The following is a 25,769-nucleotide window of genomic DNA, read 5'->3' as shown; positions in this document are numbered from 1 at the left end:
CATGACAAATAAAGTTTCACTCGACAAATCAAAAATCAAATTTGTATTACTGGAGGGGGTACACCAAAGTGCGTTGGATACGCTGCATGCGGCGGGTTATACCAATATTGATTATTACAAAAAAGCCCTTGATGGTGATGAACTAAAAGCAGCGATTAAGGACGCGCATTTTATCGGTTTGCGTTCGCGTACGCATTTAACCGAGGCAATGATTGATGCCGCACCAAAACTTATTGCTATCGGCTGCTTTTGTATTGGTACCAATCAGGTTGATCTTAATACGGCAAAAGCGCGGGGTATTCCAGTATTTAATGCACCATTCTCAAATACCCGTTCGGTTGCTGAATTGGTTTTAGGTGAGATTTTGCTTTTGATGCGTAATGTTCCGCAAGCCAATGCGGAAGTACATCGCGGTATATGGAATAAATCCGCCACCGGTTCGCACGAAGTACGCGGTAAAAAATTAGGCATCGTCGGTTATGGCCATATCGGTTCGCAATTAAGTATTATTGCAGAGTCCTTAGGAATGGATGTGCATTTCTATGATATTGAAAATAAATTGCCGCTCGGTAATGCGAAACAAGTACGTAGTTTAGAAGAATTGCTGGGTTCTTGTGATGTGATTTCTTTACATGTGCCGGAATTACCTTCGACCCGTAATTTAATGAGTGCGGAACGTATTGCACAACTGAAACAAGGGGCTATTTTAATCAATGCGGCACGCGGATCGGTTGTCGATATTGATGCCCTTGCCCACGCCTTAAAAGAGGGCAAAATTCATGGGGCGGCTATTGATGTGTTCCCGGTTGAACCGGCTTCAATCAATGAAGAATTTGTCTCGCCATTACGTGAGTTTGATAATGTGATTTTAACGCCGCATATTGGCGGATCAACGGCAGAAGCACAGGAAAATATTGGTTTTGAAGTGGCGGGAAAATTCGTTAAATATTCCGATAACGGCTCAACATTATCCTCAGTGAATTTCCCAGAGGTTTCCCTACCGGAACACGCAGGCACCAAACGTTTATTGCATATTCACGAAAATCGTCCGGGCGTATTGAATAAGCTTAACCAAATTTTTGTAGAAGCCAATATTAATATCGCCGCACAATACTTACAAACCGATCCTAAAATTGGTTATGTCGTAGTGGATGTGGAAACGGAAAATGCAGAACCGCTATTAGTTAAATTGCGTGAAATTGACGGCACAATACGGGCTAGAGTGTTGTATTAGAATAAAAAAGTGCGGTTAATTTTAACCGCACTTTTTTTAGCAAATTAAAGAATGTGTTGATATTGCGCTAACATTTCTTTTGGCCATACGCTTGATTGAACTTCACCGATATGTTTCTTACGCAACAAGAACATGGCTAAACGTGATTGACCGATTCCGCCACCAATTGAGAGAGGTAATTTTCCGTCCAGCAACTCTTGATGCCAATCCATTTTTAGACAATCTTCTTTGCCGCTTAAAGCGACTTGCAAACGAAGCGCGGATTCATCGACACGAATTCCCATAGAAGACAGTTCAAACGCCGTATTAAGTTGCTCGTTCCAAACAAGAATATCGCCATTTAAACCTTTGTAGCCGTTTTCGGATTCTGTTGTCCAGTCGTCATAATCCGGTGCGCGCCCATCGTGTGGTTTGCCATCAGATAGTTCACCACCGATACCCACTAAAAATACCGCGCCATATTCTTTACAGATTGCGTTTTCCCGCTCTTTGCTGGTGAGATTCGGATAACGTTTTACTAAATCTTCACTATGCACAAAGGTAATTTGTCTTGGCAAAACTGAAGGAATGTCAAAACGGGCTTCCACCGCAAGTTCTGTTAAACGAATTGCACGATAAATAGAATTGACGGTCTCTTTTAAATAGGCAAAATTGCGGTGACCGGCAGGAATCACTTTTTCCCAGTCCCATTGATCAACATAAATAGAGTGGGTTGGATCTAAAGAATCTTCATCGGGGCGTAACGCTTTCATATGAACAAACAGCCCTTCCCCTTCTTTAAAGTGAAAACGTGCAAGAGTATGACGTTTCCATTTTGCCAGCGAGTGAACCACCTCATACACTGCGTTCGGAATACATTTCACGTGGACTTGAACCGCTTTTTCAATACCGGACAAGTTATCTTGCATTCCGTTGCCCACTTCACTAAGAATTGGCCCTTGAACCTCAATAATACCGAGTTGTTCGATTAGGTTTTGAGTAAAGGTATTTTTCACAAAACTAATTTCTTGCTGTTGTAAAATAAATGTTTTCTTCATATTTTCCGCCTGTTATTTAACAATAAGTAAGGTTTTGCGCATTATTCAATAAATTGTGATTATTTTTCAAGTATTTTATTTACATTTCAAATAACCTTGAATAATATCTAATTAATTTGTGATTTATTAGAATAATTCTAAAGGAGAGTGTTTTATGCACAATATTGATAACCTTGATCAAAAAATTCTGCGCGTACTGACTAAAGATGCACGCACACCCTATGCGGAAATGGCAAAAAATTTTGGCGTTAGTCCCGGTACCATTCACGTTCGTGTGGAAAAAATGCGCCAATCCGGCATTATTGAAGGCACAAAAGTGATTATTGATGAACGGAAACTCGGCTATGACGTATGCTGCTTTATCGGGATCATTTTAAAAAGTGCAAAGGATTATGAGAAAGTGATTAAAAAGCTGGAAACCTTTGATGAAGTAGTAGAAGCCTATTATACAACGGGAAATTACTCAATTTTCATCAAAGTCATGACCCACACCATTGCTGAATTACATTCAGTTCTCGCCACGAAAATTCAATTAATTGATGAAATCCAATCTACCGAAACACTGATTTCAATGCAAAACCCTATTTTGAGGGATATTAAGCCTTGACTTTGTTTACTTGGTGGACGTTTACCATTTCTAATGGACTATGCTGGCTACTTGGTTTCTTTTATCTATGAGGAAAATTTGTTTGGTGCTAAGAGCATTCATTCAGCATTGCGAACAGAATATTATATTGGGCAACGATTCCATCAAGTTCTTTTTATTGGCAAAGTTGTACCAACTTAAGACAATTAGCTATTTCTCAATCTACTCTGCATTCTCTGTCACCAAGATTTAGTTTGCACGATATATCGTGCAATGCTAAAAATTGAGTCTCTAGCAACTTTCTCCTACATTGTAATCAATACTTAAACTTATGGAGAAAAATACAATGCCGAAAGAAATTGCCCTAATGTTAATGAGCCACGGAAATTTTGCTAAGGCTGCAATAGAAAGTGCGGAGTTAATTGTAGGGAAACAAACTAACTTCGATACCTTATCAGTATTTACCGTAGATAATGTAGCTCATTTAAAACAAGAGCTACAAGAAAAAATTGACGCATTAGATACACAATCGGGGATTATCTTTTTAACCGATATTCTCGGTGGTACCCCTATGAATTTGGCCTCTCACTTACTCACGAAAGAAAACATCTTAGTCTGTTGTGGCTTAAATTTACCACTATTGTTAGATGTACTCATGAATCGTGATTTGCCATTTGATGAAATGAAATCACTCATTAAAAATGCCTATCAAAACGGATTAACCATTCGAGATTTCAATGACCTACAAAAACAGGAGGATGAAGATGATTTGCTTTAGTCGTATTGATGATCGCTTGATTCACGGCCAGGTCGTCACAACTTGGGTCAATCTATTCAAAGTGGAACAAATTGTGGTGCTAAACGATAAATTAGCGATAGATCAAACCCAAAAAAATATTTTGACCATGGCAGCACCGCAAGGTATCAAAGTCGTCGTACTTACGATTGAAAAATTTGCAGAAATTTATCAAACAAAAGGACTCAGCAGACGCACAATGTTGCTGTTCACTAACAGCATTGATGTGTTATCAACCGTCAATGCCGGCGTTCCTATTAATGAACTAAATGTTGGCGGAATGCGTTTTCAAGAGGGGAGAACTCAATTAACTAAAGCTTTATCGGTGACTAACGAAGAGCGTTCTGCTTTCCAACAACTGTTGGATAAAGAGGTTACGGTTACTATTCAAATGGTACCGAACGATGAAAAAATCAACTTGACGGAGGTGATTAAATGATAGCAGCACTTTTCGTTGCATTATGGGCGGGCATTTGTGCAATTGACGATATTGGTACGCAAATGATTAGACGACCACTATTGATCGCAACAGTTGTCGGCTTGATTATGGGCGACTTACAAACCGCACTTTTAATTGGTGCAACTTTAGAAGTGATGTGGATGGGGGTAGGCAATGTTGGAGCTTATTCTGCACCGGATATGATTTCAGGCACCGCAATTGGCACCGCATTAGGGATTGCCGCCGGAGGTACGGAAGCAGCTATCGCTCTTGCCGTTCCAACGTCGTTACTTGCTCAGCAGCTCTTGATTTTATACCGTTCTGGCATTGTGGCTCTAAATCCAATTGCAGAACGTTGGGCAGAAGAAGGGGATTTCGATAAGATTTTTCGGATTCAATATATTCCGATGATAATCGCTTTCTTGATTCGCGCTGTACCTACCTTTTTAGCTGTCTATTTCGGTGCGGATTTAATTGCACAAATCGTGGCGCAATTACCGGATAAAATCATTACCGGTTTGAATGTTGCCGGCAAAATCATTCCCTCTATCGGCATTGGTTTACTCATGTTAATGATGTTGAAAAAAGCAGAACTTTGGCTTTTCTTAGTCGCGGGTTTTACGTTAGCCGTTTACCTTAAATTATCCGTCTTGCCGATTACTCTGATCGCTTTACCGTTAGCATTAATTTATGACTTAGCAATTCATAAAAATACTCAAGCGATAGTTTCTAATCAAAATACTAATGATGAGGATTATGATCTATGACCGAACAAACGTCACACCAAATTACGAAACAAGATTTAAACAAAGTCTTCTGGCGAATGCAGTTACTCAATGTCACCAACAATTATCAATCTATGCAGGCAATCGGTTTTCTATCAAGTTTCATTCCTGTTTTAAAACGTCTCTATCAAGACAAGCCTAAAGAACAGAAAGTAGAGGCAATGAAACGTCACCTAAAATTCTTTAATAGCCATGTTAATTCAGATGCGCTGATTCTAGGTATTGCCGCAGCAGTGGAAGAGTCCACCCAAGAAAGTGAAAAAGAAACGGTCACTGCAATAAAAACCGGTTTAATGGGACCGCTGGCGGGATTAGGCGACAGTATTTTGAAATTCACTTGGTTACCTATCTGTGGCAGTATCGGTGCGGCACTAGCACTAAATGGTAGCGTATTAGGCCCAATTTTAATGTTCCTGCTTTACAATATTGTGAATGTTGCGTCTAAATATTACGGCATCCATTATGGTTACCATAAAGGTATGGATATGATTAACGGTAACAGCAATGTTTTACAACGAGTCAGCAATATGGCGAATGTTGTGGGGCTAATGGTGATTGGCGCTTTAATCGCTTCGGTTGTGAGGGTGAAATTCGGTGTCGAATTTAGTGTCGGTGAAAATACGATCAAACTCCAAGAAATGTTTGATAAAGTGATGCCCGGTTTGTTCAGTTTATTAGTGACGGTGGGGATTTATTCAATACTGAAGAAAACCAATGGTAAATATGCCGCCACATTAATTATCGGCACAATGCTACTCTGTATCGCCCTCGTATATTTGGGAGTATTAGTAAAATGACGGCAAATTTAAAACAGCAAGCCCAGTTACGAACCCTCTCCATAGAAGGAATGAATAACTTTCGTGATATGGGTGGGTATCTCACACGGGATCATCGAAAAGTCAAATGGCAACGGCTTTATCGTTCAGATCATTTATACAATGCGAGCGAAAATGGGATAGCAATGTTAAAACCACTCAACATTCAGGCGGTAATTGACTATCGTAGCCCCAATGAAATTGCCAAATACCCCAATAAGATTATTGGAACGGAGCAAATTTACCAATTTGATCCCAATGCCCATACGGCAGAATTGGCAGCACAATTCACCTCATCAAAGGAAAACGAAGATGAAAATTTAGTGAATAAAATCATTGAGCAGAAACAAAACGGTAGCTTGGTACATTATGATGATATTGTGATGAGACAATACAAAAATTTTGTGGAAAAGCCGGAATGCCAACAGGCTTTTGCTTCAATGTTAAAAGTTGCCGCAAATCTGAAAGGTGGCGCTTTTATACAGCATTGTCGTGGAGGGAAAGATCGCACCGGTTTTGGAGCAATGTTACTGTTAGGGGTTTTAGGAGTCGATAAGAATCAAATAATTGATGATTATATGCTGACCCATATCAATCGCTTAGAACGCAATCGACAGAAAATGGCGGTTTATCGCCAAGTCACTCAAGATCAAGAAGTATTGAATTATCTTTACTCGCTCATTGATACCAAACCTGAGTTTATTGAAATGTCGATCAATACCATTGAGCGACAATATGGTTCAATTCAATACTATGCCGAACAACAGCTTGGTATCAGTCGTGCGGAAATCCTTCAATTACAAGCGGATTATCTTGAATAATCGGGCAATATCTTCTCAAAGTGCGGTCAACTTTGCCGATATTTTTGCATTATGCCGCACTATTCACTCATTGAGGTCTAACATGACAAAATCCTGCCTTCTACTACTCTGTGCTATGAGCTTTAAAATAAAGGAAATTGAATGGACATCAGTCAAATTTTAAGGATATTAGATAAAAACAAACGGTATAAAGCGATTTTTTTACTACTATTGAGAAGTAATCAATATATCAATAGTGAAAAATTATCAACTGAAATACAGGTAAGTAGCCGAACAATAAAAAATGACATTAAATATTTGAAAGAAATGCTAGAGAAATATCATGTTGTTATTTTGTCTAAAGCGGCTTATGGTTATAAATTACATATCGAGCAAGACGAACTCGCCAATGCCTTACTTTCTCACTTTCAAATCTCGCAACTCTCTAATATTAATAATAAATTTGAACATCGGGTGAATTATATTCTGCGTAGATTACTTTCCAGTGAACACTATATTAAAATTGAGAAATTACAAGAAGCACTATTCTTAAGTTTTAATAGCTCATTAAGTAAAGAGTTATGTCAAGTGAGAAAAACACTTGAAAAGTATGATTTAAAATTAGTAAGCAAGCCTTATTATGGTATAAAAGTTGAAGGGGCAACCTTTAAGAAAATCATGCTCACAATAAGAATGTATAAGTATTTTAACTATAAAACGAAACCAAATTTTTTCATACCTCAATTTAATCAACTTTTCATCCACCCTAACAAAGAAAAAATTCGACTTATATTAAATAAAACATTAATTCAATCTGAAATTTTACTTTCCGATATTTATGCAGAAAGATTTTTATTATATTTAATCTATTTTTATCACCAATATGATCGCCAACAAGATTATCGTATTGATTTACCCGTCCTACCCTTCCATTATAAGAAAACAAAAGAATATCTATTTTTAATCCAACTGTTGGAAAATCTACAAAAAGAAGATATAGCTTGCTATTTCTCCCCGGAAGTAATACGTTTTCTCACTTATGTTCTCATTATGAGTAATGATCTTTACCGTTATGCTGATTGCAGTAAGGAAAACTACAATAACCTCATCAAACAAACCGCTGAAATTCATCAATTTATTTTTAATGAAATCACCGCTATTTTATATGTAGATATTTCAACGGATCACACAGGCTTCAAGGATCTGTTTAAATTACTCATTCCGATTACAATGAAAATTTCACTTGGCATATCGGATGATGTAGATCTTGGTTTTTACAATACAAATATTACTCAATCTAACCCTTTACTACTGAAAGTTGTTGAACGTTTAAACAAGGTATTTAAACAAAAATATTATTATCAATTCTCACAGCGTGAGAATTATTTTATTTTTGATGTACTTTCCGGTATTTTCAATCGTATAAAATTGAATAAGAAAAAACTTAAACTGGCTATTATCTCAATCAATGGCAGATTAAGTACTCAACAAATAAAATTCAATTTGAGAAATTATTTTAGTGATGAGATACTTAAAATTGATACAAAGATGCTCTATGAATTAGACTTAAATAAAAATCTTGATTATGACTATTACTTATGTAATAGCTATGGTAAAAATATGGATATTCCTTATTCTCCTATTTATTATGCTGATGATAATATGAAGGAGAATGAATATGTTAGTTCACTTTCTACTATTTTCTATCATACCTACCAATATGATAAAATCTTACCCAAAATCACACCTAGCCCCATTCCAAAAGAATACAAGCTCAACATATTTCCTATTCAAGAATACTTAGAGAAAGATAAATATTATCTATGTTTAGATATTTTATCTAAAAAACAAAAAATAGGTATTTATTGTAATTTATCTGCAAAAGAAGAAACCCTTGATATTCACTATTTTCACGACAGTGAAGATTTCACTTTACATAGTGAAATTGTTTTTATGGTAATTAATCTTAATATTAATCAGAATACTCAGAAGCTAAAAATGTTGATGAATATTATTAAACAAATAGCAAGGCATCAACTTAATTTACGCCAGCTTTGTTTAAGCGAAAATCCGAATTATCAATTCTTTTTTATGAAGGATGATTACAACATTTAAAGCGATAGAAAATGAAGATATTATCTTCATTATTCCCAAACTGAATATTGTTAAGGAGTGAGCCATGAAAATGTTTAAAACCCGCCAAATTTTAACCGCACTTTTATTGGGAATGGGCGCATTCTCTCTAACTGGATGCGTGCAAAATGCTCAACCGATTTCACCTCTTGGATTGACCTTATCGGACAGTATTAGTGCACCACTAGGTAAAGAAAGCGGGCGTGGGCAACCGATCGAGAATCTCGTAGTAAAATATGCAGAAGATTATGTGAATGATCCTTACTTGAGAGAAGATGTGGTAGCTTTTCGCCGTTGGGAATGGCAGAAACTTTATCATTCTTTAGATCAAAAAGTGAAACAAACTCCCGATTATCTTAATAGTTACCGTGTTCAGGCCGAAGCCTATCTCATTAATAAAGACTACCGCCCCGCGCTTTCCCAATTAGACCAAATTTTGCGCCGTAAACCGGATGATTTACATGCACTTGCCGTCAGTATTTTGGCGGCGAAAACGCTGGAAGATGAGACACAAGTGAAACAACGTTTAAATGCCTTGGAAAAACGTTCGCCACAAGCCGCACAAGCTATGCGTGATTTTTTTCGTTTCACCGAAAGTATTCTACAACAATCGTTTTCCGACCAACCTCAAAGCCAATTATCATTTGATGCCATTGCTGTATTCGGGCAATCCCCCAATCCGGATGGATCACCCTCAAAAGGCTTATTACAACGTTTAGAAAAAACCAAGGAAATGGCGGAAAAATATCCCAATGCCAAATTGGTGCTAAGTGGTGGACCGGTTAAAACGCATTATGCAGAATCCGATGTGATGGCAAAATGGCTTAAAGAAAATGGGGTAAATCCAAACCGTTTTTTACTTGATCCGATTGCCCGTGATACGCCGGGAAATGCAATTGGTATGGTCAAACTATTTAAGCAACATAACTTGCATACTATTCTCGGTATAGGGACACAACTTCATATCCCAAGAGCCACCGCTGTTCTAAAAGGTTACGCTGATTATGTGGGCTATCCACTCAAGATTGATGGCGTAGGTGGCGGTAATCCACCAAGTGCCGAGAAAAAACATATTGAAGCGCTTTACACCTATGTCAATGTTGCTCGTTCAATGGGATTATTTACTCTCAGTGATTTTCAACGTTTCCAATAATCATTAAAAACCTACAATTTTTCGAGTCATCCCTCCCCGTTTAAAAGCAAAACGGGGAAGGGCTTAACACGCTTTTTATAAGGTAAATCTGATGAAAAAACTATGTTTATTTTTACTGGTTTCGAGCATTATTCCTTCTTCTTTTGCCGTCCCGCTCTACCAACAAGAAAATTCCCGTATAGATTTACGCGGTTCACTTCGCTTTCAATTACAACATAAACAAGGTGTTCCCACAGACTTGGTCGATAACAGTTCTCGCATCAGTTTACGGCTTACCCATAAAATTAATGAAAATTTGACCGCACTTGGTAACCTAGAAATGCGTTTTACCGATAAAAGTCTCGGAGATTCAGTTTATACCCGCTATCTTTATGCAGGCTTTCAGCATAAATCACTAGGCACATTGACTTTCGGTAAACAAACCACGAATGGTGATTTACTTAGCACTGCCGATTATAGTTATAACTTAACTGATGTAAAAAAAGTAATTAAACGAGCTGACCAAGTGATTCACCTTACGTCGAAGGATTTCTATGGTTTTAAACTGGGAGCTGATTATATTTTTGGTGCAAGTGGGAAACAAACCACCGACAAAAACGGGAAGGTCAAAAACCTACCCAATACCAACGGCTATGTCCTCGCACTATTTTTCAATAAAGCTTTTCAAGATTGGAAAATAGATGTTAAAGCGGGGTTTAGCCGACAGCGAAAATCAGAAACGAATGTTGATCGCAGTTTAGGCTTCGGTATGGCATTCCGCTATCAGGATTTCGCAGTCGGGTTAGATTACGGCAAGCGCCGTTATTATCAACAATACGGATTTGGCTGGCGGGGGCAACAAGTTGAATCAAAAGGCAAACAAAGTAATGCACAATTCCGTCAAGTGGAAGAATGGTTGATTGCTGCCAAATATCAACTTAATCCGAAAAGTAAAATCTTCGCCGGCTATTTATGGGGTAAAGCCCGATCACCCATTAAAAATGGAAAAGAAAATTTCACAGCGAGAAAATTAAAAGGGGTGATTTTAGGTGCAGATTACAAATTACATCGTCAGGTTATCGCTTTTCTTGAAGGGGCGAAGTACCGCTATTCGGGAGGTGAATCAGTAAAATGGAATTTTGTTAATAATTCGGACTATGTGGTTAGTTTAGGGCTGAGAATTCATCTTTAAAGAAACGCATAAGGCTGCCGCTTTTAATTGATATGACAGTATCTGTACAGATACTGTCATATTGGCAAACTCATTAAATCAGCACTATTAAAGTGCGGTCAATTTTAAATCTGTTTTTAACGATATTTATCTAAAAACTGATAGTATTTTACCCCAATCTTCGTGGCTAAATTTTTCACCCATTTTCCGCCATAAACAGAAGGCACTTTTAATCCTTCAAAAATTTGCAGACGTTCGTCGTTGCCTAAAATAGCTTCCGCGACAATACGCCCGGCCAATCCCGTTAAAGCTACGCCATGCCCCGAATAACCATGGGCAAAGTAAATATGAGGGGAAATTCGCCCAAAATGCGGGGTTGAGTTCATGGTCATATCAATTGGCCCCGCCCAACCGTAGTCGATTTTCACATCTTCTAACTGCGGGAAAACGTGCAACATATTTTGTCGCATTACCGATACCATATCTTTTTCCGAACTGGAATCGCTACCGAAAAGCAAGCGATTATCCGCACTCAACCGATAATAATCGAGCAATAAATTGTTGTCGCATACGGACATCCCATTATTAATCACAGAATCTGCCACGGCTTGGCTTAATGGTTCGGTGGCTATAATAAAACTTTCTACCGGCATAATTTTTCGGTTAATGCCATGGTGAATAGATTTAGGGAGCGCGTCAATATAAGCATTGGTGGCTAAAACAACATCTTTAGCAATGACCGCACTTTGGTCGGTTTTTACTTCAATACAACCGTTTTTTTCAATGAGATCCACTACCGGCGATTGTTCAAAAATCTGCACGCCAAGATCTAAGCAGGCTTTTGCCAGCCCTAAGCAATAATTGAAAGGATGTAAGTGACCTGAATTGTCATCATATAAACCGCCTACATAAATATCACTACCTAGATGCTGTTTGAGTTTCACTTTATCCCAAAGCTGCATATGTTGATAGCCAAAATTTTCACGCCCGGCTTTTTCTATCGCAATCAGATCATCCATACGGCGGGGGTTGAGTGCAAGGGTCGCATAGCCTTTTTTCCAATCGCATTGAATATTATATTTTGTAATGCGTTCATCAATAATCTCTATCGCTTCCAGTGACATTTCCCAAAGCTTGCGTGCTTTATCAAAACCTACTTGTTTTATGTACTCATCAATGCCTTCTTCAAAACCGTTTATGGCTTGCCCACCACTACGACCGGAAGCGCCGAAACCAACCCGAGCCCCTTCCAATACCACCACTTTTTTCCCTTTTTCCGCCAGTTCTAATGCCGCGGATAAGCCAAAAAAACCGGCACCGACAACACAGACATCGGCGTGTTCAAGTTGTGTTAAAGCGGGAAGTGATAAGTCCTGATTGCGTGAATCGAAATAATAGGAAGGAACGTGTTCTTGATGAGCAAAAGTTAGCATAAAACCTCTCGTTGATAAGAATTGGCAAAATCTTACTCGGATGGGGAAATATGTCAAATTCTTTGTAAAAAAATATTATTAGCTTGTATTTGTACACTTTATGTGCTATTTATCTCGCCTTGAAATTCAGTAGTAGTTTGATATGTAAGACATAAGGATTGTCATCTAATAATTTACTATTTAATAAAGAATTATAACCATGGAATCATAATCATGAAAAAATTGTCTTTTCTTCTTATTCTTCCCTGCTTGAGTTATGCTGACGTGATAAAAAGCGGGAGGGTTAACCTAGCACTAAAAGAACCTTCTCCCGATGCAGAGGGATTCAGTGTTTATGGAGGGGCTTATATTGAAAATGGTGAAGTGACTATTAATAAAGGGGAAAAAATAAAATTTTATGGGAAAACCCTTATTGGTAATCATAACAAGAGAAACTTGGGGATATTAAGAGTTGATGGTAAGGGAACAATTTTAAAAACATATGAACCCCTTACTGTTGGTAATCAAGGTGCTAATGCTGAACTTCATGTTACAAATGGGGCTGAAGTTATTCAGGTTAGTAGAACTCATGAAGATAATTATTGGGGGCACTGGAGAGACAATGGACCCGGTGAATATGCTCGTATTTTTGTCGATGGTAAAAATTCAAAGCTAACTTATAAGAATCGTATTGATACATACTGGTACAGTTCAGCTCACCTTTTTAATGGTGGAACATTTAATCTTGACTATAAGGGGGCTATGACAGTTTATCATATTGAGAATCAAGGACATTTTAATGCCCCCAATGGTATTTATCTTGAGGGATGGTTAAAAATAGGGAGCGATGACCACCAACAACCCGGTGAATTTAATTTTGCTAAGGGAATTAAATCCACAAGAAATGGAGTTAGATTTATTTTTAAAAAATTAAAAGAAGATAATATTACTTTTCCGTTGCTAAGTTGTTATAACTGCAATATTGAATATGATGCCACTGAAAAAATGAAAATTGACAGTAGCCCTATTCCTGATAGTCCAGTAAATGGTAATTATGTTCAAGTTAATAACCTTGAAATTAAGCAAGGTTCGTTAGAATTAGCTAATCAATCCACCTTTAAGAAATTTACAACAAATAATTTAACAATTTCCCCGGATGGGGCACTTTCTCTCAGCAATACTGGGCAAACTGCCCCTTATGATGAAAATAATTTGAGTTATTCACCTTTTGTGAAAGAAAATTTTATTCATCAAGGCACTCTTGATTTGGCAGATGGCTCAAATCAGCCCAATTTCACTCATTTTGTTGTAAACAACTATACTTCCGGCGGAACATTACTTGTTGATACCGTTTGGAATCAAGATCCAGCGACATCCGGCAGTGATATTTTGCACATCTTAGGAAATATTGATTCCTCACGCGGTGCAACTACCGTCAAAACGAAAAACGGAATTTTTGGTGATATCGAAAAGACAAATCAAAAACAAACTTCTTCCCTCGTCGCTATTGCCGAAAAAGATCACAATGGTCTGGCATTTATAGGCAAATCGGCAACATTGAATGCCGGAGAAGCGCAATTAGTTAAAGTGGGCAACAAATATTATTGGACACTTGAAGCACTTGAGTCGAAACCTGAGCCTCAACCGCAACCTGAGCCTCAACCACAGCCTGAGCCTCAACCACAGCCTGAGCCTCAACCACAGCCTGAGCCTCAACCACAGCCTGAGCCTCAACCACAGCCTGAACAGCCAAAACCGAATAAGGAAATTAGAACAGTAGCATCATCCGCTTATATTCAAATGCCTTATACTAATATGGAGTTGGCTTACAGTGCTATTGATACGTTGGCTAAACGACGCGGTAGTACGGTTAATCCACAAACCACTACACAACATGGTGTTTGGGGACGCGTTGTGAGTAAATACCTTAAAGCTGATGGAAAACATCGTTTGAATAATAAACAACATCAATATCTTGCTCAGGTAGGTGTTGATTTGGATAGACATACACAAGATGCAGTAACTAAACAAACTGGGATTTATGCAACCTTTGGTTATAACCACATTAATTTTTCCGACAGATTCCGTGCCGAAAACGGTCGGATTGTCAGCGATAAACATACGGGAACAGGAAAAACCAAAGCAGGATTGTTCGGAGTTTATCACTCGGTCTTTTGGCAAAACGAATCTTATCTTGATCTTATCGGACAAGTAGGTTACTTACGCAATGAATATCGCCCAAGAGAAGGAAACAAAATGACTCAAGAGGGTATGACAGCCTTAATCTCAACAGAGATGGGGCGAACATTCCATTTGAATGAAAATTGGTCATTTGAGCCACAAACTCAGTTAATTTATCAACATTTATATTTAAAAGATCTGTATGATAAACACCTTAATATTCAATATCGTAACCAATCCGGATTACGTGGACGACTGGGTTCAAGCCTTAATTTCCGAGATAATGCCTATTTATTTGCGCTTACGGCAAATGTTTGGCATGATTTCTTGAACAATAAGCCGGTAAAAATTGGTAATCGGGATTATCGCGAATATTATGCAAAAACTTGGTTGGATACGGGATTACAGTTCCAATGGAATGCAACGAATAATCTCTCTTTTTACGCTCACACGCATATTGAACATTCTTTGCAAAAACAAACACGCCGCGCTTACCAAATTGGTGCCGGTGTACAATATGTTTGGTAGCAAATAAATTCGGCTCGGTAATGCTATTACTGAGCTAATATTTCTTTACTTGTAATAATCCCCCTAGGAGACTGATAAATTGAAAAAATCTGTTGTTTGTTCCATCAAAAACCTTTTCCTCTCTGCGACCGCACTTTTTGCGGCCTCTGCTTTTGCCAACAACAAACTTTATGTGTATAACTGGACGGACTATGTGCCGCCCGAACTCGTCGCTCAATTTACCAAAGAAACCGGTGTGGAAGTCATTTATTCCACCTTTGAGAGCAACGAAGAAATGTATGCCAAACTAAAATTAACGGAGAATACCGGTTCCGGCTATGATTTGGTATTCCCGTCAAGCTATTATGTGAATAAGATGATCAAGGAAAATATGTTGCAACCCCTTGATCACAGCAAATTAAGTAATTTAAAACAGATTCCGACACATTTGCTTAATAAAGAATTTGATCCTGAGAATAAATATTCCCTACCTTATGTGTATGGTTTAACTGGAATTGAAGTGAACGCGGATGAGATTGATCCGAAAACCATCACAAGCTGGGCGGATCTTTGGAAACCTGAATTTAAACACAAAGTATTGATGACCAGCGATGCCCGTGAAGTGTTCCACATCGCTTTATTGTTGGAGGGAAAATCGCCCAACACCACAAATGAAGAGGAGATAAAAGCCGCCTACGAGCGTTTGCTGAAATTATTGCCTAATGTGGTAACTTTCAACTCCGACTCACCGGAAGTGCCTTATGTACAGGGGGAAGCCACCATTGGGATGATTTGGAACGGTTCGGCTTATCTCGCTCGTAAAGAAAACCCAAGCCTGCAATTTGTGTATCCGCAAGAGGGGGCGATTTTCTGGATGGATAACTATGCCATCCCTAAAACCGCAAAAAATGTGGAAGGGGCGCACAAATTTATCGATTTCCTACTTCGTCCTGAAAATGCCAAAGTGGTAGTGGAACGCATGGGCTTTTCGATGCCGAATGAGGGCGTAAAAGCGTTACTCAGCCCTGAATTAGTGAATGATCCGACCTTATTCCCGCCTTCAGAAGAAGTGGAAAAAGGTATCATGCAAGGTGATGTCGGCGATGCCGTGGATATCTACGAAAAATACTGGAATAAATTAAAAACCAATTAATTTTTTCTTTCAAAAAAGTGCGGTTAAAAATGACCGCACTTTTTGTTATACTCCCACCAATTTTTTCTTCATTTAACGAATTTAAGGTTAATTCAATGCGTACAAGTCAATATTTATTTTCGACATTAAAAGAAACCCCGGCGGAAGCCGCCATTGTCAGCCACCAATTGATGTTACGTGCGGGAATGATTCGCCCTCTCGCCGCTGGACTTTATAACTGGATGCCAACAGGTTGGCGCGTATTGCGTAAAGTGGAAAAGGTGATTCGCGAAGAAATGGATAAAAGCGGTGCGCTTGAAATTAAAATGCCGGTGGTACAACCGGCAGAACTGTGGCAAGAGTCCGGTCGTTGGGAGCAATATGGCCCGGAATTATTGCGTTTTACCGATCGTGGAGAGCGTGGTTTTGTGATTGGCCCGACGAATGAAGAAGCCATTACTGATTTAATGCGTCGCGAAATTACCTCTTATCGCCAGTTACCTATTAATCTTTATCATATTCAAACCAAATTCCGTGATGAAGTCCGCCCACGTTTTGGTGTGATGCGTAGCCGTGAATTTATCATGAAAGATGCCTATTCTTTCCACACCGATAAAGAAAGTTTGCAACAGACTTATGATGTGATGTACCAAACCTATAGTAATATTTTCACTCGGTTAGGGTTGGATTTCCGTGCGGTGCAAGCAGATACGGGCTCCATTGGCGGCAGCGCTTCCCATGAATTCCAAGTGTTGGCGAATAGTGGGGAAGACGATGTGATTTTCTCGACCGAATCCGATTATGCCGCCAATATTGAATTGGCCGAAGCGGTGGCGATAGGTGAGCGTGTCGCACCGACCAAAGCAATGGAATTGGTTGATACACCAAATGCGAAAACCATTGCGGAATTAGTGGCGCAATTTGACCAACCGATTGAAAAAACCGTGAAAACCTTAATTGTTAAAGGTGCGGCGGAAGATGCGCCATTAGTGGCATTAATTATCCGTGGCGATCACGAACTGAATGAGATTAAAGCGGAAAAATTAGCAGAAGTGGCTTCCCCTTTTGAATTTGCCGATGAGGTGGAAATCCAAGCTAAAATTGGGGCTGGGGTGGGTTCTTTAGGGCCGATCAATCTTAATATTCCTGTGATTATCGATCGTTCGGTAGCCCTGATGTCAGATTTTAGCGCTGGCGCAAATATTGACGGCAAACATTATTTCAATATTAACTGGGAACGTGATGTAGCCTTGCCGAAAATCGCCGATATTCGCAATGTGGTAGAAGGCGATCCGAGTCCGGACGGCAAGGGAACGCTACTGATTAAACGTGGCATTGAAGTCGGGCATATTTTCCAACTTGGCAAAAAATATTCCGAAGCAATGAATGCAACCGTACAAGGGGAAGACGGTCGCCCAATGGTCGTGACGATGGGATGTTATGGTATCGGGGTAACCCGAGTGGTTGCCGCGGCGATTGAACAACATCATGACGAGCGTGGTATTATTTGGCCGACCGATGAAATTGCACCTTTCACCGTGGCGATTGTGCCGATGAATATGCATAAATCCGAAACCGTACAACAATATGCCGAAGAACTTTACCGCACGCTACAAGCACAGGGCGTGGATGTGATTTTGGATGATCGCAAAGAACGTCCCGGCGTGATGTTTGCGGATATGGAGCTGATCGGTGTTCCGCATATGATCGTGATCGGTGAGAAAAATTTAGCAAACGGTGAAATCGAATATAAAAATCGCCGTACCGGTGAGAAAGAAATGATTGCAAAAGATCAATTATTTGATTTCCTGAAAGCAAAATTAGCTTAATTTACATCAGTGATCAGCCCCTCAAAATATCGCTATTTTGAGGGGCTGATTGTTTTATGGCTAACCTAATGGTCTAAAGTGCGGTCAATTATTGGCGTAAAATTGCCTCAAAACGAGCAGGTTTAGCGAGCGCTTTTTTGGCTAATGCTTCAATCTTAGCTTTAGTGGTAAGTTGTTCTAAACTTTGATAGAGATAAACCAATTGCGGATTGCCCTGTTGCCAATAGCTTTCTTCAATCAGGCTTGCCACCGAGACCAATGAGTCAAATTGACGTTTAATTTGTTGCAACTGTTCAGCCTGTTTTTTGCGAAGCAAAGTTTCATCAATGCCTTGTTCAATAATGTCATCTAAAATTTGATGCGTTAATTTTATCAGCTCATTGGCTCTCTCTGGTGCGCAACTAAATTCAATTTTTCCTTCAATTTGCGGCATATAAGATTCTTGATTAAACCAACTATTGACGGAATAAATACCCGATGCTTTTTCCCTCAACACAAGGCGTAGTTTTTCTTGCACGATATCGCCAAGAATGTCTAACGCGTATTTTTGCTCTGCTTGCCATTGGTTTTCAGTAGTAAGATAAATTTCCACATCGGTGCGAGGCTCGCGTAATCCGCTCATCAAAAATGATTTTTTCGGCGTGTGGATGGTATGGATTTGAAGTTTACGCGGCTGCGTTTTTACTTCAACCGTTGCCAAATATTGTTTTGCTAATTTTTCAACATCACGTCGTGAAATATCACCGATAATGAAATAAGTAAAATCCGTGTTAGCCAAAATTTTTTCTTGATAGATTCGGCTTAATTGCGCAGCCGTAAAACCTAATAACTCGCTTTGTTTTTGCGTGTAAGCCGTGGCTATATTAGGTTGGCGCAAGCGGGATATGGCTTGCATAAACAGTGTTTCTGCATCAATTTGTTTAAAATAATCCTGTGTTTCTCGGCGATATTTTTGTAATGCACTATCGGAAATCGGGGCGGATTGCAGTTTTAACCGAAACAGCGTGAGTAAATTAGCCAGATCCTGTGATTTTGCCACACCGGTGAAGCCTTGTTTATCCTCATCAATCACCGTAGCCAACACGAGAGGATTTTGCCCAAAGAGATGATTAACATCCGCCGCAGCGAGTTCACCGACACCGCTATCATCCGCCAAAATGGTCGCAGTGCGCAACAAATGATAATCCTGATTTGGCACGGCGCGTAATCCGCCGTGGGTTACTGCGCGGAAATGAACTTGATTTGGTGTTTTATCGCTGTAATGGTAAATCAATTTTGCCCCGTTACTCAGGCGATATTCATCAATATTACCTTTATCCCAATGTTTTTCCAGCACCAATGCACCGCCTTCAGAAGTAAAGTGCGGTCGTTTTGCTTGGTGTTTTTCATGTTGCCAAGGGGTTTGGGTTTGACGCATGATTTGTTCCCAACGTTGTTCAATATCTGTGGCATTGAATGGGAGTTTTTGTTCTGGTAGCGGTTGGGTTACCAATAATAATTTGGCTTTTAATGCTAACGTCTTATTAAAGGTTTCATTGATATCGCTGAGCTTGATTTCATCTAAAAAACGGCGGTTTAGCTTGTAGCGATCTTTTGCATTTAACGTGATTTGATGATTTGCCGCAACAACAATTAGCTCATCGGCAATTTTTAAGCTGCCGCTACGAATCTCTTTTTGTTTTTCATTGAGGCGGTGAAGCCTTGTGATTTCCGCATTGAGTTCTTCCTGAGTAAAGCCGTGTTGTCGAATTTCAGCCAGAAAGGTAAATAGTGCGGTAATATTTTTTAAGTAATGCGTATTGAATAATTGCAATGAAAAAACCGTTTGTAGGGTTTCTTTACCAAGATGAGAACGGTAAAAATTAGCTGAATCCAACCAGTCACCTTGATGTTCTTCCCATTTTTGCAAACGTAAATTGACCAAACGGGTCACAATTTGCTGAATGAGATCTTGTTTGTAATCCGTAACAGTTTCCTGCTGTTTATCCTCTTCAAAAAAACTGAGTTCCAATGCCGGAATGTTTGTGCCTTGTTCGGCAACACTTGCCACCCGCCAATGCTGAATAAGCGGAATAGAAAAGTCGATTTTATTAAGAGGTGTTTGTAAGCGTGGATCGGATTGTGCTAAGGCGTTATTCAGCAAGGTTTTGACTTCATTGGGGTCAATATCCCCCACTACGATCACCGACATATTATCCGGTCGATACCATTTATGATAAAAATCCGCCACTCGATCACGGGAAATATGGCGAATAATCTTCATATCGCCAATGGGGTCACGTAATATATAGCGGGATCCCACCATTTCTATGGCGCTTTTTTTATCGCCGAGGCGCAACATCGGGCTTAATCGGCGACGCCATTCTTCTTCAACCACACCACGCTCACCGTCAAGGTCTTTCGGCAAAATGGTGAGATGATTCATCCATTGATTGATGACATCAAAGGCAAGAGAGAGTTTTTGTGGGCTGTTATCGTCCAGATTTAGGGTATAAACGGTATTTTCAAAATCGGTAAAGGCATTGATATCTCGGGCAAATTTCATGCCTAACTTTTCCAGTGCGTTAATAATGGTATTTTCAGGGTATTTTGTTGAACCGTTAAATGCCATATGTTCCACTAAATGGGCGATCCCCTTTTGATCGTCGTCCTCGTGCATTGAACCGGCATTCACCACTAAACGAAGATACACCCGATTTTTAGGCTCGCTGTTGTGTAAAATATAATATTGCAGTCCATTAGCCAGCTTGCCCTGTTTAATATCGGGATCAAAAGGTAATGTGTCGGAATCGACGTTGCTTTGGCAGGCGATAAGCATGCCAAAAGTACAAAAGAGTAAAAAAAGTGCGGTTAGTTTTTTCATCATTTTTGCTTAAATATAAAAAAAGAAAAGCTACGCTAATTCGTATTAGCGTAGCAGAAATTAATATTAACTTAGAATTTGTAGCCTATTTCCAACCAAAATTCTCGGCCGGGTGTGTAGATACCATATTCATCATTCGTTGAAATAGCTCTAACGGTTTTGGATTTACGGGTCTGATTGAGTACGTTTAGAATATCAAGTTGTAAATAAACACTGTGATTGCCGGTAATTGTCGGTTGCCAGCGAATACCGGAATCCCATTGGGTGTGGCGACCGTAATGATAGGAACGATAGCGGGAAATACCATCATTAAAATCACTATCCAGTAATTCGTAACTGCGAATCGGGGCTTTCATATAAACTTTATTTGACCAAGTAATATGGTAGTCAGGGATTGCCATATCTACACCCAATCGGGCAATCCAATCTTCGGTAGAACTATTGACTTTATTGAGCATGGCACGGCGGGTCATTAATTTACCGTCAAGATATACCGCTTCATTGGGATCAAGTTCCCGTCCGATATCTGCACGTTTGGTTTTTAACCAATCAAATCCCAAAGAGGTTGTCCAATAGCTTTTTGCCACTTGCCAAGGCTGATCATTATTTATTTGGAATGTGTAAACATCCACGCTGAAATCACCGCCGTTATGATAGGAATTCACTCGGTTGGCATCACGTTTTAACACAATTCGATTTTTATTTTGGCGGTGAATGTAATTCACTTTAAATGCCAAATTCCCCAGTTTTTGTTCAAAACCAAGGCTAAGCTCATCGGCATAAGGGGTTTTTAGCGAACTAAATTCCTGATATTTACGGTTAGTATCACGATTGATTTTTAAAATGTCATTGGTCAGTTTTAATGAGGCGAAAGAGCGGCCGTAATAACGGTTCAATCCCAATGTCAAACCGGTTTCTTCCCAAGGTTTATAACGTGCCACAAAGCGTGGGGCAATGTTGTTATTTTGCAAATAATCATCCCGCTCGATACGTACTCCGGGGCGAAACTCTAAGTTGTTCCAGGTGATTAAATCTTCCGCATAAAAGACGAAATTTTGATAACGGGTTTTTGCATTGCCTTTATAGGTGATATCGGTGGACTCAATCGGATCCATGTTAGGATAGCGCTGAATAATTTTAGAATGCACATCTTGAGGGCGATTAAATTTATAGTGTGTTGCCTGATAAATACCACCAACGGAAATAGAGTGGCGACTTGTGCCTAAATCAAAAGGATCAACGGCAAATTCCGTTGAGAAATGAAGATTATTTTGTGTCAGAGAACTGTTACCGTAACCGCCTTTTTCATAATCATAAATCTGATCAAAATTTTCATCAAAAACAGAAACCGTTTCTACATTGGCAGAGGAGGATTTTCGTTTATCTTTAAAGCGATCGTAAGCTAAGGTATTTGTCCAAATTCCCGAATCAAAGGAGTGAACCCAGGCCAATGTCGTGCCGAAGGCTTGATGATAATCGCTGACATCGCTATCAATATTGGTAGCGTAATATTTTTGTTCTTTATAATTGGAATAACGGAATCCTAGTTCAAAACGATCTTTTTCACTTGCCGCTAAGTTGAAATTCAGCAATAAATTATCGGAATTGCGTAGGTGATTTTGTTTATTTAGTTTGGCTTCTGTATCGTATCCGATGAGTCGATTTTGTTGGATACGGGAATGACGTTTACTGTAACCCAGCACCATACCTAAATTATCCGTTAAGCCTTTTTCTAAAACGATGTTAAATGTCTGCTTACGGTATTTAGGCTGAAATTCGGCGACACCGCCGGCATCAGGTCTGATTTTATCCAATAAATGTTGTGCCGAACTATCAGCATTCATTTTCGCCCAGCCGGAATTTGTTGTGCGATACTTGAGTGACACGCTATCTTGCCCATTGTACTGTTTCGTTTTGGCAACTACCGCTCCGCCCATGAAACCGCCTAAACCGGCAGAAATGTTGCTGTCGTGCACTTCAACTTTTGACAGCATAGAGGCATCAAAGAAATAAGCCTGTGTATGGCTAATTCCCGGCAAGACTTGCATTGCACCGTCAAAGATTTCACTATCCACCGTTAAATCGTTGTTCACATTTACATTATCGACAAAATAAGCGGTTTGGTTTGTATCCGCACCATTAATAGAGATATTTTGCGGCTTAATTTCGCCACGTTGAAAACCGTCTTGATCGCTGTCTTCATAACGAATATGCGGGTTAGAACGCAAATAATCGGTAATGTTATTATTGCTTGTAGGTGTTTTTTCTATCTCTGTGGAAGTGAGCGTTTGAGTGGAGGAAAGGGATTTATTATTGTCTCCATATACCACAATTTCTGGCAGCATATTAGCGTGATTTGTCGTTTTTTCTTCAGAAAAAGCGCGAGAGGCGCATAATGTTAAGCAAATAAAAAATGTAATTTGGTTTTTATACATGGTATTCCTTATGGCTTAAAAATAAGAATTGTTATCATATTCATCTTATTTTTAATGTAAAGGAATTTTTATCAATTAACGAACGTTTGAATTTTTATTGTGCTTAAAATAGAAAAAGACAAAATGATGAAAACTATTTGGGAATAAAACTAGCGAAAGGCAAATAGCTGAGAAATGGACGATGATAGGCGGTAAATAGTTTTAAACAATATTTAAAAGAATGAAGGGGAACAACCATTCCCCTTTTTTTAATTTTCAAATAATTCAACGCTCAGCACACCTTCTTCCGTTTTTAATAATGTGTAAATATCTTTAATCATCGCACTATCAATGGCAAAACATCGGATCTGAACTCTAACCTCTCCATTGGGTAAATCTTTTACGAAAAGATTTTCAATGCGGTAATCATTTTGAATCAATAGATTTGTAATGATTGCAATCGAGGTAGATGAACTGAGATGAATGATAATTTTGGTTTTCTTTTTTTTCCCTCTATGACGGACTAAACGCTGTATCATAGGGCTAAAACGAATAGCGATTAAAATCATCGCCGTTGCAATAAAGGCATCAAAAGTAAAACCGGCACCGGTTGCAATACCGATTGCGGCGGCAGCCCAAATAATCGCCGCGGTAGTTAATCCTGAAATCGCATCATTTTTCTTATGTAAAATCACACCGGCACCTAAGAAACCGATGCCGCTAATAACTTGTGCCGCAAGACGCATCGGGTCGGTGCGAATGTTTTCGGATACTTGTGCGTAATGTTCTGCCGCTTGAATAGAAACCATGGTTAATACACAGGTTGTAATCGCAATAATTGAGCAAGTTTTAATGCCAACGGGTTTGTGTTTTAACTCACGTTCTAAACCGATAATACTACCTAAAAGTAATGCCAGAAACATTTTGCCGAGAATCGTTAAATGATGGGGGCTTAAAAGTGCGGTCAAAATAAGGGATGAATTTTCCATAGTGCTGTTTTTTATTCATAAAGTATAGGATTCTACCCACTTGAAAAATAAAAATATAGTTAATTTTATAATCTTTTGCTTTTCTTTGGTCGCATTTTACTCGGAAATTCAGTAAAATTAAGCGCTTTATGGATGTGGAATAGAGATAAACTTATGCAAAATTCAACCCCGAATATTGGCTTTGTGAGCTTGGGTTGTCCTAAAAACTTAGTGGATTCTGAACGTATTCTGACAGAATTACGTAGTGATGGTTACAATATCGTACCGAATTATGAAAACGTTGATTTGGTGATCGTCAATACATGCGGTTTTATTGATAGCGCAGTGCAAGAATCTTTAGAAGCCATCGGAGAGGCGTTAGAAGAAAATGGTCGGGTGATTGTTACCGGTTGTCTTGGTGCAAAAGAAGATCGTATTCGTGAGGTACACCCGAAAGTATTGGAAGTCTCCGGCCCTCATAGCTATGAAGCTGTAATGGCTCAAGTACATAAATACGTGCCGAAACCGACACATAATCCTTACTTTAGCCTTGTGCCTAAACAAGGGGTGAAATTAACCCCAAAACATTATGCTTATTTGAAGATTTCTGAAGGCTGTGATCATCGCTGCACATTTTGCATTATACCTTCCATGCGTGGTGATTTGGAAAGCCGCTCTATCACTCAGGTATTAGAGGAAGCCAAACGTTTAGCTGAAGCCGGGGTGAAAGAGTTGCTCGTCGTATCGCAAGATACTTCCGCCTATTCTCTGGATTTAAAACGCCAAGAGGGAGGGGTAAAAACCTCATTCTGGAACGGAATGCCGATTAAAAACGATTTAATGACACTTTGTAAACAGCTAGGAAAACTCGGCATTTGGGTGCGTTTGCATTATGTTTATCCGTATCCACACGTTGATGATTTAATCCCTCTTATGGCAGACGGTACGTTACTGCCTTATTTGGATATTCCTTTGCAGCACGCCAGCCCGAAAATTCTCAAAGCAATGAAAAGGCCGGGAAGTATTGACCGCACTTTAGAGCGGATTAAAAAATGGCGTGAAATTTGCCCCGATTTAACCTTGCGTTCCACCTTTATTGTGGGGTTCCCGGGGGAAACGGAAGAGGATTTTCAATTATTACTTGATTTCTTAAAAGAGGCCCAACTCGATCGTGTCGGCTGTTTTAAATTTAGTCCGGTGGAAGGCGCGCCTGCAACGGATATGCTGGATCAAGTGTCGGAAGAGGTTAAAGAAGCACGCTTCCATCGCTTTATGCAATTACAACAGAAAATTTCAGCCGAGCGTTTAACACAAAAAGTGGGAAAAACCTTAGATGTATTGGTCGATGAAATAGATGAAGAAGGTATCATCGGACGTTCCAAAGCGGATGCACCGGAAGTGGATGGTCTGGTTTATGTTGAGAATATCAGCGGCATGGATGTGAAAGTCGGTGATGTCATTAAAGTTACTATTACCCAATCAGATGAATATGATCTGTGGGGAACTTGTTAAATTAAAATAAAAAGGAAAATAAA

The 25,769-nt window shown here is 39.3% G+C and carries 19 protein-coding genes; 14 read left to right on the top strand and 5 right to left on the bottom strand.

Annotation, left to right across the window (positions count from 1 at the left end; all coding sequences use genetic code 11):
* The first annotated feature begins 1 nt into the window (after nt 1).
* Nucleotides 2–1,234, top strand: a complete 1,233-nt coding sequence (gene serA, locus FEE42_RS07060; protein ID WP_135968962.1) for a phosphoglycerate dehydrogenase — start codon at nt 2–4, stop codon at nt 1,232–1,234.
* Between the two features lie 44 nt (nt 1,235–1,278).
* On the opposite strand, the gene asnA is transcribed toward serA, so the two are convergent.
* Nucleotides 1,279–2,271: an aspartate--ammonia ligase gene (gene asnA / locus FEE42_RS07055; RefSeq protein ID WP_077582231.1), complete on the bottom strand. Its 993-nt coding sequence runs from the start codon at nt 2,269–2,271 to the stop codon at nt 1,279–1,281.
* Nucleotides 2,272–2,425: 154 nt separating this feature from the next.
* Here asnA and asnC point away from each other — a divergent pair, with 154 nt between their 5' ends.
* The 9 genes from asnC to FEE42_RS07010 all read left to right on the top strand — a co-directional run bounded on the left by asnC (nt 2,426) and on the right by FEE42_RS07010 (nt 10,949).
* On the top strand, nt 2,426–2,878 hold the full coding sequence (asnC, locus tag FEE42_RS07050) for a transcriptional regulator AsnC (RefSeq protein ID WP_077542628.1): 453 nt from the start codon (nt 2,426–2,428) through the stop codon (nt 2,876–2,878).
* A gap of 325 nt (nt 2,879–3,203) precedes the next feature.
* Nucleotides 3,204–3,635: a PTS sugar transporter subunit IIA gene (locus FEE42_RS07045; RefSeq protein ID WP_059366060.1), complete on the top strand. Its 432-nt coding sequence runs from the start codon at nt 3,204–3,206 to the stop codon at nt 3,633–3,635.
* Complete coding sequence (locus tag FEE42_RS07040) at nt 3,622–4,092, top strand: PTS sugar transporter subunit IIB (RefSeq protein WP_059366059.1); 471 nt, start codon at nt 3,622–3,624, stop codon at nt 4,090–4,092. Before FEE42_RS07045 ends, FEE42_RS07040 begins: the two co-directional genes overlap by 14 nt.
* Nucleotides 4,089–4,859 (top strand): PTS mannose/fructose/sorbose/N-acetylgalactosamine transporter subunit IIC, encoded by a 771-nt coding sequence (locus tag FEE42_RS07035; RefSeq protein ID WP_059366058.1) that lies wholly within the window; start codon nt 4,089–4,091, stop codon nt 4,857–4,859. Before FEE42_RS07040 ends, FEE42_RS07035 begins: the two co-directional genes overlap by 4 nt.
* The gene (locus FEE42_RS07030; RefSeq protein WP_077493636.1) at nt 4,856–5,674 is read left to right on the top strand and encodes a PTS system mannose/fructose/sorbose family transporter subunit IID; all 819 of its coding nucleotides are present in this window, start codon (nt 4,856–4,858) and stop codon (nt 5,672–5,674) included. Before FEE42_RS07035 ends, FEE42_RS07030 begins: the two co-directional genes overlap by 4 nt.
* On the top strand, nt 5,671–6,513 hold the full coding sequence (locus tag FEE42_RS07025) for a tyrosine-protein phosphatase (protein WP_164028002.1): 843 nt from the start codon (nt 5,671–5,673) through the stop codon (nt 6,511–6,513). The genes FEE42_RS07030 and FEE42_RS07025 overlap by 4 nt, the downstream gene beginning before the upstream one ends.
* A 141-nt stretch (nt 6,514–6,654) precedes the next feature.
* The gene (locus tag FEE42_RS07020) at nt 6,655–8,607 is read left to right on the top strand and encodes a BglG family transcription antiterminator (protein WP_164028001.1); all 1,953 of its coding nucleotides are present in this window, start codon (nt 6,655–6,657) and stop codon (nt 8,605–8,607) included.
* 64 nt (nt 8,608–8,671) lie between these two features.
* Nucleotides 8,672–9,778, top strand: coding sequence for a YdcF family protein (locus FEE42_RS07015; RefSeq protein ID WP_164028000.1), 1,107 nt, complete (start codon nt 8,672–8,674; stop codon nt 9,776–9,778).
* 91 nt (nt 9,779–9,869) lie between these two features.
* Nucleotides 9,870–10,949 (top strand): porin, encoded by a 1,080-nt coding sequence (locus FEE42_RS07010; RefSeq protein ID WP_164027999.1) that lies wholly within the window; start codon nt 9,870–9,872, stop codon nt 10,947–10,949.
* Nucleotides 10,950–11,065: 116 nt separating this feature from the next.
* Here the strand turns inward: FEE42_RS07010 and FEE42_RS07005 are convergent, their stop codons facing one another.
* Nucleotides 11,066–12,361, bottom strand: a complete 1,296-nt coding sequence (locus tag FEE42_RS07005) for an NAD(P)/FAD-dependent oxidoreductase (protein WP_164027998.1) — start codon at nt 12,359–12,361, stop codon at nt 11,066–11,068.
* Between the two features lie 213 nt (nt 12,362–12,574).
* Here FEE42_RS07005 and FEE42_RS07000 point away from each other — a divergent pair, with 213 nt between their 5' ends.
* The 3 genes from FEE42_RS07000 (at nt 12,575) to proS (ending at nt 17,989) form a co-directional block, all read left to right on the top strand.
* Entirely contained in the window at nt 12,575–15,049 is a 2,475-nt protein-coding gene (locus FEE42_RS07000; protein WP_164027997.1) for an autotransporter outer membrane beta-barrel domain-containing protein, read from the top strand.
* Between the two features lie 79 nt (nt 15,050–15,128).
* Complete coding sequence (locus FEE42_RS06995) at nt 15,129–16,181, top strand: extracellular solute-binding protein (RefSeq protein ID WP_059366050.1); 1,053 nt, start codon at nt 15,129–15,131, stop codon at nt 16,179–16,181.
* Nucleotides 16,182–16,276: 95 nt separating this feature from the next.
* On the top strand, nt 16,277–17,989 hold the full coding sequence (proS, locus tag FEE42_RS06990; protein WP_164027996.1) for a proline--tRNA ligase: 1,713 nt from the start codon (nt 16,277–16,279) through the stop codon (nt 17,987–17,989).
* 88 nt (nt 17,990–18,077) lie between these two features.
* Here the strand turns inward: proS and FEE42_RS06985 are convergent, their stop codons facing one another.
* The 3 genes from FEE42_RS06985 to FEE42_RS06975 form a co-directional block, all read right to left on the bottom strand.
* Complete coding sequence (locus tag FEE42_RS06985; protein ID WP_164027995.1) at nt 18,078–20,852, bottom strand: M16 family metallopeptidase; 2,775 nt, start codon at nt 20,850–20,852, stop codon at nt 18,078–18,080.
* A 71-nt stretch (nt 20,853–20,923) separates the two neighbouring features.
* Nucleotides 20,924–23,287: a TonB-dependent receptor plug domain-containing protein gene (locus FEE42_RS06980; RefSeq protein ID WP_164027994.1), complete on the bottom strand. Its 2,364-nt coding sequence runs from the start codon at nt 23,285–23,287 to the stop codon at nt 20,924–20,926.
* Between the two features lie 248 nt (nt 23,288–23,535).
* The gene (locus FEE42_RS06975) at nt 23,536–24,255 is read right to left on the bottom strand and encodes an MgtC/SapB family protein (protein ID WP_059366046.1); all 720 of its coding nucleotides are present in this window, start codon (nt 24,253–24,255) and stop codon (nt 23,536–23,538) included.
* Between the two features lie 153 nt (nt 24,256–24,408).
* Here FEE42_RS06975 and rimO point away from each other — a divergent pair, with 153 nt between their 5' ends.
* The gene (rimO, locus tag FEE42_RS06970; RefSeq protein WP_164027993.1) at nt 24,409–25,746 is read left to right on the top strand and encodes a 30S ribosomal protein S12 methylthiotransferase RimO; all 1,338 of its coding nucleotides are present in this window, start codon (nt 24,409–24,411) and stop codon (nt 25,744–25,746) included.
* The last annotated feature ends 23 nt before the right edge of the window (nt 25,747–25,769 follow it).

It is taken from the genome of Rodentibacter caecimuris (genome assembly GCF_010587025.1).
Classification (GTDB): Bacteria; Pseudomonadota; Gammaproteobacteria; order Enterobacterales; family Pasteurellaceae; genus Rodentibacter; species Rodentibacter caecimuris.
Note: the sequence above shows the minus strand (reverse complement) of the source record. Positions and strands in the feature narration are given on the sequence as shown.

Excerpts from the sequence above, each read along its gene's own strand:
- serA (WP_135968962.1), top strand. The coding sequence starts at position 2 with ATGACAAATAAAGTTTCACTCGACAAATCAAAAATCAAATTTGTATTA.
- asnA (WP_077582231.1), bottom strand. The coding sequence starts at position 2,271 with ATGAAGAAAACATTTATTTTACAACAGCAAGAAATTAGTTTTGTGAAA.
- asnC (WP_077542628.1), top strand. The coding sequence starts at position 2,426 with ATGCACAATATTGATAACCTTGATCAAAAAATTCTGCGCGTACTGACT.
- FEE42_RS07045 (WP_059366060.1), top strand. The coding sequence starts at position 3,204 with ATGCCGAAAGAAATTGCCCTAATGTTAATGAGCCACGGAAATTTTGCT.
- FEE42_RS07040 (WP_059366059.1), top strand. The coding sequence starts at position 3,622 with ATGATTTGCTTTAGTCGTATTGATGATCGCTTGATTCACGGCCAGGTC.
- FEE42_RS07035 (WP_059366058.1), top strand. The coding sequence starts at position 4,089 with ATGATAGCAGCACTTTTCGTTGCATTATGGGCGGGCATTTGTGCAATT.
- FEE42_RS07030 (WP_077493636.1), top strand. The coding sequence starts at position 4,856 with ATGACCGAACAAACGTCACACCAAATTACGAAACAAGATTTAAACAAA.
- FEE42_RS07025 (WP_164028002.1), top strand. The coding sequence starts at position 5,671 with ATGACGGCAAATTTAAAACAGCAAGCCCAGTTACGAACCCTCTCCATA.
- FEE42_RS07020 (WP_164028001.1), top strand. The coding sequence starts at position 6,655 with ATGGACATCAGTCAAATTTTAAGGATATTAGATAAAAACAAACGGTAT.
- FEE42_RS07015 (WP_164028000.1), top strand. The coding sequence starts at position 8,672 with ATGAAAATGTTTAAAACCCGCCAAATTTTAACCGCACTTTTATTGGGA.
- FEE42_RS07010 (WP_164027999.1), top strand. The coding sequence starts at position 9,870 with ATGAAAAAACTATGTTTATTTTTACTGGTTTCGAGCATTATTCCTTCT.
- FEE42_RS07005 (WP_164027998.1), bottom strand. The coding sequence starts at position 12,361 with ATGCTAACTTTTGCTCATCAAGAACACGTTCCTTCCTATTATTTCGAT.
- FEE42_RS07000 (WP_164027997.1), top strand. The coding sequence starts at position 12,575 with ATGAAAAAATTGTCTTTTCTTCTTATTCTTCCCTGCTTGAGTTATGCT.
- proS (WP_164027996.1), top strand. The coding sequence starts at position 16,277 with ATGCGTACAAGTCAATATTTATTTTCGACATTAAAAGAAACCCCGGCG.
- FEE42_RS06985 (WP_164027995.1), bottom strand. The coding sequence starts at position 20,852 with ATGAAAAAACTAACCGCACTTTTTTTACTCTTTTGTACTTTTGGCATG.
- FEE42_RS06980 (WP_164027994.1), bottom strand. The coding sequence starts at position 23,287 with ATGTATAAAAACCAAATTACATTTTTTATTTGCTTAACATTATGCGCC.
- FEE42_RS06975 (WP_059366046.1), bottom strand. The coding sequence starts at position 24,255 with ATGGAAAATTCATCCCTTATTTTGACCGCACTTTTAAGCCCCCATCAT.
- rimO (WP_164027993.1), top strand. The coding sequence starts at position 24,409 with ATGCAAAATTCAACCCCGAATATTGGCTTTGTGAGCTTGGGTTGTCCT.